12 protein-coding genes and 1 pseudogene are annotated in these 12,311 nt (G+C 64.8%); 7 read left to right on the top strand and 6 right to left on the bottom strand.

All coding sequences use genetic code 11. The features are described from left to right. Positions 1-46 precede the first annotated feature (46 nt). Positions 47-490, bottom strand: coding sequence for an acyl-CoA thioesterase (locus B1756_RS00315; protein ID WP_086886733.1), 444 nt, complete (start codon positions 488-490; stop codon positions 47-49). A 169-nt stretch (positions 491-659) separates the two neighbouring features. On the opposite strand from B1756_RS00315, the gene B1756_RS00310 reads away from it, so the two are divergent. The 5 genes from B1756_RS00310 to B1756_RS00290 all read left to right on the top strand — a co-directional run bounded on the left by B1756_RS00310 (position 660) and on the right by B1756_RS00290 (position 5,712). Continuing rightward, entirely contained in the window at positions 660-2,435 is a 1,776-nt protein-coding gene (locus B1756_RS00310; protein WP_086886732.1) for a TraB/GumN family protein, read from the top strand. Continuing rightward, complete coding sequence (locus B1756_RS00305; protein ID WP_086886731.1) at positions 2,432-3,058, top strand: zinc metalloprotease; 627 nt, start codon at positions 2,432-2,434, stop codon at positions 3,056-3,058. Before B1756_RS00310 ends, B1756_RS00305 begins: the two co-directional genes overlap by 4 nt. Positions 3,059-3,157: 99 nt before the next feature. Continuing rightward, complete coding sequence (gene purM / locus B1756_RS00300; RefSeq protein ID WP_086886730.1) at positions 3,158-4,144, top strand: phosphoribosylformylglycinamidine cyclo-ligase; 987 nt, start codon at positions 3,158-3,160, stop codon at positions 4,142-4,144. A 346-nt stretch (positions 4,145-4,490) separates the two neighbouring features. Then, positions 4,491-5,207 (top strand): phosphoadenosine phosphosulfate reductase family protein, encoded by a 717-nt coding sequence (locus tag B1756_RS00295; RefSeq protein ID WP_086886729.1) that lies wholly within the window; start codon positions 4,491-4,493, stop codon positions 5,205-5,207. Between the two features lie 40 nt (positions 5,208-5,247). Then, on the top strand, positions 5,248-5,712 hold the full coding sequence (locus B1756_RS00290) for a hypothetical protein (protein ID WP_086886728.1): 465 nt from the start codon (positions 5,248-5,250) through the stop codon (positions 5,710-5,712). Here the strand turns inward: B1756_RS00290 and B1756_RS00285 are convergent. From B1756_RS00285 to B1756_RS00270, 5 genes and pseudogenes are all read right to left on the bottom strand, one after another. Continuing rightward, entirely contained in the window at positions 5,701-7,200 is a 1,500-nt protein-coding gene (locus B1756_RS00285) for a tripartite tricarboxylate transporter permease (protein ID WP_228434426.1), read from the bottom strand. The two genes, B1756_RS00290 and B1756_RS00285, sit on opposite strands and share 12 nt — an antisense overlap. Next, positions 7,200-7,760 carry a tripartite tricarboxylate transporter TctB family protein gene (locus B1756_RS00280; RefSeq protein ID WP_086886727.1) on the bottom strand — a complete coding sequence of 187 codons (561 nt, stop codon included), beginning with the start codon at positions 7,758-7,760 and terminating at the stop codon, positions 7,200-7,202. Before B1756_RS00280 ends, B1756_RS00285 begins: the two co-directional genes overlap by 1 nt. 5 nt (positions 7,761-7,765) lie before the next feature. After that, positions 7,766-8,125 (bottom strand): type 2 periplasmic-binding domain-containing protein, encoded by a 360-nt coding sequence (locus B1756_RS19760; protein ID WP_228434648.1) that lies wholly within the window; start codon positions 8,123-8,125, stop codon positions 7,766-7,768. Between the two features lie 199 nt (positions 8,126-8,324). Further along, positions 8,325-8,792: pseudogene (locus tag B1756_RS19755) on the bottom strand (tripartite tricarboxylate transporter substrate-binding protein); the annotation flags it as partial. A gap of 401 nt (positions 8,793-9,193) precedes the next feature. After that, a complete protein-coding gene (locus B1756_RS00270; RefSeq protein ID WP_086886726.1) occupies positions 9,194-9,733 on the bottom strand; it encodes a macro domain-containing protein in 540 nt (179 codons plus the stop codon). A gap of 165 nt (positions 9,734-9,898) precedes the next feature. Between B1756_RS00270 and B1756_RS19495 the strand changes: the two genes are divergently transcribed. Continuing rightward, on the top strand, positions 9,899-10,066 hold the full coding sequence (locus B1756_RS19495; protein ID WP_186336484.1) for a hypothetical protein: 168 nt from the start codon (positions 9,899-9,901) through the stop codon (positions 10,064-10,066). 359 nt (positions 10,067-10,425) lie between these two features. Beyond that, a complete protein-coding gene (locus B1756_RS00265; RefSeq protein WP_228434425.1) occupies positions 10,426-11,994 on the top strand; it encodes an ATP-binding protein in 1,569 nt (522 codons plus the stop codon). Positions 11,995-12,311: the final 317 nt, after the last annotated feature.

The raw sequence follows: 12,311 nt of genomic DNA, 5'->3' as shown, positions 1-12,311 counted from the left end.
GGGGTGGCTACTGCTGGGGCAACACTGCAGACTCGAAACTGCTGGCTCAGGTGGACGACTCGACTTCGAGAGCTTCCTCCCGTAATCGCTCACCCTTCTCGGTGCTGACGGTTAACTCGGGTACCGTCGTCGGGCGATCGTCCTCGTCGATGGCGACGTAGACGAAGTACGACTCCGTGGTCTGTTCGCGGGTGCGCGTCCGAAGGTCCTCGCGTTCGGTGATCAACCGGACCTTGACGCTCGAGTCGCCGGCATCGTAGACGTAGGCGGTGATGTAGGCCGTGTCGCCGACCGCGATCGGACGCTCGAAGTTCATCCGGTCGACCCGTGCCGTGACGCAGGTCTCTCCCGAAAACCGCATCGCCGACATCGCGCCGACCTCGTCCATCCACTTCATGACGTTGCCGCCGTGGGCGGTCCCGAGCATGTTCGCGTGATTCGGCTGGACCATCTCGCGGTTCTCGACGAGCGTCTCGATGAGGTCGGTCATTGCTCGCAGTTCCGCGAGCGGATAGTTGATCGTTGCGAACCGTTTGCATCTCGTCGACCAGCCACGGACTCTATGGCGCACCGATTCGAATCAGCAGACAGATCACGGTACGTGCACACACACCCGCAGCTTCGATACTGGTAAAAGTCGTCGCCGAGTTGACCCGGTAATGAGCGATGCAGGCGGCGCCGACGTGCCGGAGCCACCGTCACCGTCCTCGGACGAACGAGGCTCCGTTCAGGTCCTCGGGACGGCACACGTCTCGCAGGCGAGCGTCGACGAGGTTCACGAAACCGTCGATCGGGAGCAACCCGACGTCGTCGCGGTCGAACTCGACGAAGGCCGCTTCAGACAGATGCAGGGTGGGACACCCGACGACATCGAGGCGAAAGATCTCCTCTCTGGGAACACGGTCTTCCAGTTTCTGGCCTACTGGATGCTCTCGTACGTCCAGTCTCGCCTCGGCGACCGATTCGACATCGAACCCGGCGCCGACATGCGCGCGGCGATCGATGCCGCCGAGCGAAACGGCAGCGGCGTCGCCCTCGTCGACCGCGACATCCAGGTGACGATCCAGCGCTTCTGGCGCAGACTCTCGCTGATCGAGAAACTGAAGATGGTCGGCGGACTCGCACTCGGCGTCACCGACCCGCGCACGATCGGCATCGGCGCTGGCGTCGCGATCGGCACCATCGTCGGCCTGATCGTCTCGCTTCTGTTCGCACCCCTCCTCGGCTACGGCGACCTCACCCTCCTCGGCGTCACCGACCCCTCGACCCTCCAGCTCGTCGGGAGCGTCGGGCTGGGCGCGTTCGTTGGCCTGTTCGCGGGCCTCCTCGTGATGCCCTCTCTCGAGTCGGCCGAGCGGTACACCGGCGGCCTCGCAAGCGGGCTCTCGCTTCGGTTACTCGGCGGGATGGGACTCGGGATCGTCGCCTGTCTCGCACTCGTCTCGACGGAGACGTTCGTCGGCCCCATTTCACCCGGTCGCTTCGAGAGTGCCGGCGTCTACACCATCCGCGGCGGCGTCGGACTGCTGGCCGGCGTCGGACTCGGCACCCTCGTCGGGGTCGCCCTCGGGCTCGTCCTCGAGCAACTCGGCGGCGACGTCGAGGAGGTCGAGGAGATCGATATCGAGCAGATGACCGACGGCGACGTCGTCGCAGCCATGATGGAGGAGTTCCGGCAGTTCAGCCCTCGCGGCGCCAACGCCCTGATCGACGAACGCGACGCCTACATCGCACACAACCTCCACCAGCTTCGGACGCAGGGCTACGACGTGCTCGCCGTCGTCGGCGCGGGCCACAAAGCCGGCATCGAGCGCTACCTCGAAGATCCCGATGCCTTGCCGTCGATGGAATCGATCTCGACGACGGCGAAGGGCCGCCGGTTCTCGGTGCTGAAGCTCTTTGGGTACCTCGTCATGATCGGCTTTTTCGGCTTTTTCTTCCTGTTGATGATGGCAGGCGTTCAGAACACGTTTTTGCTCCAGCTGTTCGTCGCGTGGTTCCTGTTCAACGGAATCTTCGCGTTCTCGCTCGCACGGCTTGCGGGCGCTCGCTGGACGAGTGCGGGCGTTGGCGGACTGGTCGCCTGGCTGACGAGCATCAACCCGATGCTCGCGCCGGGGTGGTTCACCGGCTACGTCGAACTCAGACACCGTCCGGTCAACGTCGGCGACATCGGTCGACTGAACGAGATCATTGGAGACACCGAGCGACCCATCGACGAGGCGTTCGCGGAGATGTTCGACGTTCCGCTGTTCCGACTGATCATGATCGTCGCGCTGACCAACATCGGAAGCCTGATCGCGACGGTGCTGTTTCCGATCGTCGTATTGCCGTGGCTCGCCGGCCCAGAGTTCGGCGGGGTCGACGCGCTGATGGACGAACTGATCGCCGGTGCCAGAAATAGCCTCGAGCTGATCTGGGGTGTCCTCACGTGAGTGTCGGCACGCGTCGTCACGACCCCGAGTTGACCTTCAGCCGGACCGAACTTCGTGACCTCGTCGTCGCGTGGATCGTCCTGAGCATCGCCTTTGCCCTGTTGCTCGCGCCGATCCATCGCGGCGCGGACGCCGGCGTCTTTTTACTGATGATCGGCCTGAGCCTCGTCACCGTCGGCGTCGCCTTCTTGCTCCACGAACTCGCCCACAAGGTCGTCGCGATCGAGTACGGCCAGCTCGCGGAGTTCCGGGCGGACTACCAGTGGCTCTTTCTCGCGGTCATGTTCGCCCTCGTCGGCTTCCTCTTTGCCGCGCCGGGAGCCGTCTACCACCGGGGCCGGATCACCGTCGAGGAAAACGGCCACATCGCCCTCGCCGGGCCCGTGACCAACCTCGTGTTAGCCGTGTTGTTCTTCCCGCTGATGATCTTCCCCGGCTTCCTCGGCCTGATCGGCCACATGGGCGTCCTCATCAACCTCTTCCTCGCGGCGTTCAACATGATCCCCTTCGGCCCCCTCGACGGGAAGACCGTCCTCGAGTGGAGCACGCCGGTGTTCGCGCTCGCGTTCGGCGCGAGCGTCCTCTCGCTCGTGGGATTCATTCTCGTCTTCGGCTTCTGGTGATCCGTCCTACGGTCGGCTTCCGGTATCCCGCGGGAACCGACCCGGTTTCGCTCGCTCTCGACCGGTGACCTTTTGCTCGGCCCCCGCGGTCTCACGCACATGACCGAGAACGGAGACGACGTCGACCGGCTCACCTACGCCGACACCGGCGTCGACATCGAGGCCAGCGAGGACGCCACCGCCGCGCTGCTCGAGGCCTTCGGCAGCGGCCTGACGACCGAGTACGCCGGCTTACTCGACATCGGCGACCGCTACCTCGCGCTGGCGACCGACGGCGTCGGGACGAAACTCCTCGTCGCCGAAGCGATCGAGGACTTCTCGACGATCGGCATCGACTGCATCGCGATGAACGTCAACGACCTCGTCGCCGCCGGCGTCGAACCAGTCGCCTTCGTCGACTACCTCGCGATCGACGAACCCGACGACGACCTCACGAACGAGATCGGAGAAGGGCTCGCGGTGGGCCTCGAGGAGTCCGGAATGACCTTGCTGGGGGGCGAGACGGCCGTCATGCCCGACGTCGTCTCCGGGTTCGACCTCGCGGGCACGTGTGCCGGCCTCGCAAAGAAAGACGAGATCCTCGAGGGCGAAGCCGAAGTCGGCGACGTGCTCGTCGGGTTCCCCTCGAACGGTATCCACTCGAACGGCCTCACGCTCGCCCGCGAGGCGGTCACGCGCGACCACGAGTACACCGACCTGTTCCCCCACGACGAGTCGCGAACGATCGGTGAGGAACTGCTCCGACCGACCCGGATCTACACGGCCCTGCTCGAGCCGATGCGCGATCACGGCGTGAGAGCAGCCGCCCACGTCACCGGCGGCGGGTGGACCAACCTCCTCCGGATGGGCGATCGCAAGTACGTGGTCGACGACCCACTGCCCGCCCAGCCGATCTTCGAGTTCGTCCAGACCGAGGGGAACGTCACCGACGAGGAGATGCACCGGACGTTCAACATGGGCACCGGGTTCGTCGTCGCGCTTCCCGAGGACGCCGCCGAGGACCTCGTCGCCGACACCGACGGCCAGATTATCGGCCGCGTCGAGGACGGCCAGTCGGTCGAGATCCGCGGTCTCTCACTCTCCTGACCACGAATCCGATCCTCCGCCGTTCGATCGTTGACCTCTGCTCTATCTCGACTCGATGCAGACGGTCTCGAGCGAGCGACGTTGCCACGTTCTCGAGTGAGCAACGCTCCCGGTTTTTCGTCCCCGATCGACCTCGAGTCACGCTCGAACCGGTCGTCTTCGGCCCCCGATTGACGAGTCACCGTCGCCGTCGAGGCCGAACGGTGGGCATACCGGACCCGACGACGCTCGTTCTGGCACCTCCCCGGATGTGCAGGCACAACGGCCAACCCCATCTCACCGATTACCTCGAGTACCCGACCACGTCCCGCGCGTAGTCGGTCACCCCGACACGCAACCCGACACTATGTCAGTAGAACTCGACATCGACGACATCGACGATGCGACGCTCGACGAAAAGATCGACACATCCCTCGAGGTGCTCGAGGAAACGTGGACGCGATTCGACTCCCCCACCTTCACCTGTAGCTTCGGGAAGGACTCGAACGTCGTCCTCGACCTCATCGACCGGGCGGCAGACGACGTCGCCGCCCAGACGACGCTCTCGTTTCTCGACCACGGGAACCACTTCGAAGCCACCTGGGAGACGAAAGACCGACTCGAGGAGGAGTACGGCCTCGAGTTCGAGACCTACCGTCCGGACTCGAGTTACGAGGAACTCGTCTCCGAGCACGGCCCGCGAGTGAACCAGCGCAAGCCCGACCTCTGCTGTACGACACTGAAGTCGAAGCCGATGGAGCGGATGATCGAGGGACACGACGGCTGGATCACCGGCTACCGGATGGACGAGGGACTCGGCGACGGTGAGGAGAGCTACGAGTGGCGAAAGAACCTCGAGTACTTCGAGCAGAAAGAACACGTCGTTCGGGTGAACCCGATCGTCCACTGGACGACCGAGGACGTCTGGGAGTACCACGAGCGCCGGGACATCCCGTACAACGAACTGTACGAGGAGGGCTTCGAGTGCCTCGGCTGCAAGCAGTGTACCCTCGACGGGGACGCCCTCTTCGCCTACGATAGCATTCGCCGCGTCGGCGACGGCGTGGACGAAGCCTCCGATTGAGACGACGAAACCCACAGCGATCGACGATAGATCCCAGACGATGACGACCACACCCGACGAACCGACACAGACGCCAGACGAAATCGCAGCACAGTTACTCGAGCGAACCGCCGGCGACGAGGTGGTCCTCAAGCTGTCCGGCCCCGAAACCACTGCCGACGAGTCGACGATTCGCGCGTCGATCCGCCGGCCGCTGCACCTCCCGAGCTCGGTCGACGAGGGTGTCGACGGTGGCAGCCTCCGCTTTGCCATCGAGGCCGGCGCGGAGACGATCGAGCGACTCGAGCTTCCCGAGTGTGAGGGGGTCATCGCGGCCGAAGAGATCGACCACGGTTCCTGGAACCGTTCGCGCGTACAGTTCTACGAGGTCGCCGACGCGGGAGACCAAGACGAGCCCACAGAATTCGGTGAGCAGGTGCTGTCCGAAACGATCGCCGCGATCGACGCCGAGGCGACCGTGGGCAACGATTCCGGCTCGAACCAGCAGGACTACTCAGTTTTGTAACACCGTCGCGACGAGCGAGAGCACGATCAGGACCAGGAGGCCCACGGCGATGGTGCTGTTGAACAGGAAGGCGGTGACGCTCTCGCCGGTCAGCAGCCAACCGGTGACGAACCCGGACTCGGCGATGTCACCGAGAATCACTCCCAGCACGAGGCTGACGAGCGGGTACTCGTAGGCGACGAACAGGACCCCGACCAGTCCGAAGATGAGCACGATGTAGAGGTCGACCGGAGCGTTTCGCACCGCGAAGCCGCCGACGATCGCAAGCACCGCGACCGCCGGGATGATGTACCGGATCGGAATGTACGCGAGCTTGCCGAAGTACTGCGATCCCGAGATGCCGTACAGCAGGATCAGCAGGTTGCCGACGAACAGCGAGAGGATCATCGCGTAGACGACGTCGCCGGACGCGTCGAACAGTCCCGGCCCGGGGTTCAGGCCGTGGAGGGCTACCGCACCGAGCAACGCAGCCGTCGCCCCGCTCCCCGGGATTCCGAGCGTGAGCGTTGGAATCAGTGCGCCACCCTGTGTGGCGTTGTTGCTCGAGTCGGCCGCGATGACCCCCTCGATAGCGCCCGAGCCGAACCGATCGGCCAGTTCGTCGTCCGCCCAGCGTTTGGCCTCGTTGTAGGAGACGAAGTTCGCGACGTCGGCACCTGCACCCGGAAGCGAACCGATGAACGTCCCGATCAGCGTCCCGCGGACGAACGCGACGGGCTTCGAGGCGACGGTCCGTGCCGCCTCGTACACCTCCGAGGCCCCACCCCGGACGTTCTCCTGACTGGCGACGACGCTGCCCCGGTAGGCCAGCCGGAAGACTTCCGCGAGGACGAACAGCCCGATGAGGACGACCACGAAGTCGACGCCCTCGAGCAGCGCCGTCTGGTCGAACGTCGCCCGCGACTGGGAGAGCTGGGGATCGTTTCCGATCGTGCCGATCAGGAGGCCGAACGCGCCGGCGAGGAGTGCCTTCGAGAGCGACGACCCCTTCGCAGCCGGGATGATCGTCAGCGCGAACACCGAGAGCAGGAACATCTCCGGGGGTCCGAAGTTGAGTGCGAACGAGGATATCGGCGGCGCGAACACCAGCAGGAAGACGGCCGCGATCAGGCCGGCGAAGCCGGAGACGATCGCCGACACTGCGAGGGCGTACACCGACCGGCCCTGTCTGGTGAGTTCGTAGCCGTCCCAGCACGTGACGATCGACCCCGGTGCGCCCGGTGTGTTGATGAGGATCGCCGGGATCGATCCGCCGTAGACTGCGCCGCCGTAGGCCGACACCAGGAAGATCAGCGCCGTCGTCGGCTCGAAAGGAATCGTAACCGGCGTGAACAGGACGATCGTCATCGTCGCGGAGAACCCGGGAATCGAGCCGAAGACGATCCCGACAGCCGTCCCGAGGACGATCGCGAACAGGATGGTCGGACTCGCGAGGATGCCGAGTGCACCGTCGAAGAGCGCGGGTGCGAGTAGCATTCCAATCTCCATTACAGTGGGACCATCAGCCAGTAGACGAACACGAGCCAGACGACGAACGCGAAGCCGATCGAGTACGCCGCGATCGCGACCGGATTGCGCTCGCCGAACAGGAACAGCGTCGTCGCGAGGAAGACGACGGTCGCAGCGAGGAAGCCGACCGGCTCGAGTGCCACGATGTACCCTGCCGTGAGCGCGACCAGCGCGATGGCGTTCCGGACGGTGAAGGGGGACTCCCGGTCAGCAGCCTCGAGTGCCGCGTCCTCTTCGGAATCAGCGTGGGGCCCCGGCTCCGGTTCGGGCGCGTGGGTCGCCGTCGGTTCGCGACTGCGTTCTGTGCCGTCGTCGACCGATACCGCCTGCAGCAGGATGGTAAGGACCGCGAGCGCGGCGGTCGCGTACAGCAGCGGGCCGGCGTACAGCATCGACAGGTCAGGCAACCCGATCGTGTCCCACCAGTAGTACAGGCAAAACGCCAGTACCAGGACAGGAAACAGGAGTTCTCCCGTGTCGACGTCGACGGTCCGGGGGCCGAGCGAGACGGTGACGGTCGGCGGTCTGATACTCGTCATGCGTTCTATCGATCGTAGATGAAATCCTCGACGACCTCGGCGTACTGCTCCATGAACTGGGAGGTCTCTTCGACTTCGCGTCTCGTCTCTTCGGGGCCGCGGTAGTCGAGGATCTGGTCCAATCCTCCCTGCTCTTCGGCTTCGTGCTGGAACTGTTCGTCGTCGAACACCGCGGCGTAGGTCTCCGACAGTTCCTCGAACCGGTCGGGGTGGCGGTCGCGAACGCCGTCCGGTAACACCATGAGTTTCCACTGTCCGAGCCCCTCCTCGACCAGCGGAACGTCGTCCAGCCCAAGTTCGCCGAACGAGGGGACGTCCGGCCAGAGTTCCTGGGGCTCGTCGGTGTGTGAACCGAGGGCGATCACGTCGCCGACGTGGTCGGGGTTGAACGCCCACGGCTGGTTGACGCCCGCGTCGACGTCGCCCGCGAGTACTGCCTGCCTGACGCCCGACCCCCCCCTCCATATTGACCACTGTCAGATCGAGGTCGTACGCGTCCTCGACGAGCAGCGCCGACAGGGCCGTGTTTCCGATCGCCGCGGTGATCCCAACCGTCGCTCCCTCGGTCCGGGCGTACTCGATGAATCCCTCGAGGTCGTCGTACGGGCTGTCGGGCGGTGCGAACCACATCGTCGGGTCCCAGTGGTGGGTACCGAGGTAATCGAACCCTTCCATTCGATAGGGGGCGTCCTGAAACAGCCACGTCGCCTGCATCTGAGGCATGTTCCACATCGCGACCGTGAACCCGTCTGGCTCCGCGTAGTACAGTTCTTCACCGCCGACCTGCGTGGACCCACCGGGATAGTTCTCGACGACGAACTCGACGTCGAGTAAATCGGACCACGACGGCGTCGTGATTCGAAGCGAACGATCCGTCCCGCCACCCTGCGCCCAGGGGACGATGGCCGTTATCTGGCTCCCGCCGAACGAGTCGGTGACGCCGAACGCCTCGGCACCGTACGCGCCGGCTCCGGACAGTCCCACGACCCCTGCTGCGAGGAGTTCCCGTCGGCCGATTGTATCGAGTGCCATGATGATGTTCGAACGCAGTCGGACGGTCGCGACCTGACAGCCCAGACCACCGGCGCGTCGGAACGGACTCGGTCGACCCGGGTACCCAGTCAGTACACGATCGAGCCACCACCGAGTGGTCGCGTTCGGCTGCCCCCACCGAATCGATCACTCCCGGTCGTCGCCGCCTGACTGCATCCCCACTATGTGTAATCGAATCAACTCAAGCGAGGTTGTAGATTCTGCATGATACTGCCACCGGCCAGCCGGCAATTGACTCGAAAAACTGAACTTGATCACCCGTTCCGCGGCCCGATTACTGAACGACCGACACCAGATGGCACACTAATGAGACAGTCGGCCAAATACGTTCCTCGAGTCGCGTCCAACTGCAGTTGCACTCGCGCCCGAGTTCCGGACCGTCACCGATCCGCGTCGCTCTCGTCGATCATCTCGGATCGCTCTGCCTTCCCGACGGCAGCCCGAACGGTGTCGTACTCCTCGTCGCTGTACGCGATCAACCGCACCTCCTCGAGGGTTTCGGGCTCGTAGTGGTCGATCTCCTCACCGATGATCGCAGCTCCGTCGGCGAGGTCGAAGCCAGCCACACCGCAGCCGAGTGCCGGGAGAACGATCGATTCGCACTCGAGGTCGTCGGCCGTCTCGAGTGTGTTCCGGGTCGCGTCGCGAATGCTCTCCTCGGTCGCCTGTCCGTCTCCGTAGTGGGGCATCGCGGCGGCGTGGATCACGTACTCGGCGTCCAGCTCGTAGGCGTCGGTAACCGCGACGTCGCCGAGGTCGACTGGTCCCGTCTCCATGGCTTCCTCGTTGAGCTCCTCGCCCGCTCGTCGACGGAGCGCGCCAGCGACGCCCGATCCCATTCGGAGGCTGGTCCCGGCGGCGTTGACCAGCGCATCCGCGGACTGTGCTGCGATGTCGCCCTGAATGACGTCGAACTCCATGCGCGGCGGTACACGCTGCACCGGGTTGAAAGTTCGTCCCGCCGCGTCCAACCCCTCGAGCGGGTTCGAACCGCCTCGGGCGTTGTCAGGACACAATGTGAGCCAGAATCCAGTTCTTAGGCTGACCAAAACCTTTTTAGATTTAGGGGAGCCTAACTCATCTCGATGGAATCCCCCGTCCCACGGCAGGACCGAGACGTCGACGACGAACCCAGCGAGCCCTCGGCGATCGTCACGAGACACGAACCCCGTCCGGGAAAGGCCGTCTTCGTCGAACGTGACAACCCCGATGGCTGGATCGCAACGTCGCTGACCGTCGACTGCTGGCCCTGATACAGACCGATAGCGCGTACCTCCGTGTTCAGGCGGAGGTCGAGCGATTACCGTCCTCCACCGCTTCGGCATCGGCGGACGTCCCCCCGGTTCGTCGTCGCCTCCCACAGCACCGATTCTAGAGCCGTTCGAACCACCGACAACAGTTCCAGTGACATCCGGCCCACCGACGCCGACTTCCCAGTCCAGCGACGACTCGAGTCCCGAACCGGCTCGACCGTCGCGTTTCGCCCGATTCGGACGCTCGAGCAACGTATGGAAGATGGTCCTCGGCTGTCGAACGGACTGATTTCTTCGATGACAGTTCGTCGGTCGATACACTTCTATACCGTGCGTGGGTACGATTGTCCAGTTCAACAGTGACCGAGAGGATTCGTCCGACCGATTTCGTCGCCGCTCTTCTCGTTGGGCTGCTCGGACTGCTCCTCTCGAGTCTCCACGTCGCCCACGTCGTCGTCCACGACAAACCGCTTCTCGCGACCGTCGTCGGTGTCGTCTTCCCACTCGCACTCTCACTCGTCCTGTGCTACGCCGCGGTCTGGGCGATTCGACGGCGATTTGCAGCCGGATACACCGTCCGACTCGGCGTGTGGACCGCGCTCGGCGCTGTCGCGATCACCGCCGTCGTCGGGACGATCACCGCTCACCAGTTACTGGCCGGCCACCTCCCGGCCGACGCCGGCTTCCAGCTCGCGACTGCTGCGACCGGCGGCGCACTGGGCGGCTTCCTCGTCGGCGTCTACGACGTTCGTAACCAGCGCCGGGCCGACCGCATCGAGGCCCTCCAGCGGGCGACCAGCCGCTTCGTCGAGGCCGAAACCCACGACGACGTCTGCGAACTCATCGTCGACCTCGCGGCCTCCGAACTCGAGATGCCCTTTACCGCCGCGTGGCTCTACGACGAGGAATCGAACACCCTCGATCCGGTGGCCATCACGGACGATGGCGCCGCCGTCTTCGAAGAGCCACCGGTCTACCGTGCCGGCGAGGGACTCTCCTGGGAGGCGTTCGAGAACGGATCCACGCACGTCTTCCCCGACCTGCGAGAAGAGCCGGGACGTTACAACGAGGATACGCCCGTCCGAAGCGAGATGATCCTCCCGCTCGGAACCCACGGCGTGCTCAACGTCGGCTCCCGCGAACCAGACGCGTTCGACGACGTCGACGTCTCGACGGCCAAACTCCTCGCCTCTGCGGCTGGAGCCGTCCTCGACCGCGTCGACAGGGAGTCGGAACTTCGCAGTCAGCGACGTGCCCTCGAGCGCCAGAACGACCGCCTCGAGGAGTTCTCGAGCATCGTCTCCCACGACCTCCGAAACCCGCTCAGCGTCGCCCAGGGCTATCTCGAGGTCGCACAGGACGCGTGCGACAGCGACGCGCTCGCGGAAGTCGAGGCCTCCCACCAGCGCATGGAGGTCCTGATCAGCGACCTCCTCGCGTTCGCCCGGGCAGACGACGCGGTCGACCCCGCAGACGTGACCCGGGTCGACCTCGAGGCCATCGCGTGGAAGGCCTGGGGGATGGTCGACACCGAGGGCGCGACTCTCGAGGTCGACGCTCAAGCCGAGGGGCTGACGGTCCTGGCGAACGCCAGTCGACTGCAGCAGGTACTCGAGAACCTCTTTCGAAACGCTCTCGAACACGGGCCCGGGGACCGAGGTAGCACCGGGGACCTGACTGTCCGCGTCACACCGCTCGCAGACGATGCCGGATTCGCCGTCGAAGACGACGGCGTCGGTATCCCACCGACCGATCGTCAGCAGGTGTTCGACTCCGGATACTCGACTCGAGCCGATGGAACCGGCCTCGGGCTCGGGACGGTGGAGCGGATCTGTGAGAGTCACGGGTGGACCATCTCGGTCACCGACAGTTCGACGGACGGAGCCCGGTTCGAGATTCGAACCGGAACAACCGACTCGAGCGGGTGAACTCGTGGCTTTCTATCTAGGACCAGATAGTCGAGGTGGAGATCCTCGAGCAGGTACCGCCGAACCGCGGTACTCGAGACGCTCCACTCGAGACGGCGATACTCGAGGTGGTGGCACTCGAGCGGATACCGCCGCTCGAGAGCGCTCGTTGTGACTCTCCACGGATGTATTCACGACAGGGTGGGCCGAGTGCGATTATGACCGACGCCGAGACGTTCCTGTTCACTTCGTTGCGCGGGCTGCGACTCGTCCAGTTCAAATCCCGCCGGTTCCGTTTGCACCGCTCACGGGTTTATTCGCGACAGGAACGCGGGCCG

Source organism: Natrarchaeobaculum aegyptiacum (assembly GCF_002156705.1).
GTDB classification, from domain to species: domain Archaea; phylum Halobacteriota; class Halobacteria; order Halobacteriales; family Natrialbaceae; genus Natrarchaeobaculum; species Natrarchaeobaculum aegyptiacum.
The sequence above is the reverse complement of the archived record's forward strand: the minus strand, read 5'-3'. Positions and strand labels throughout refer to the sequence as shown.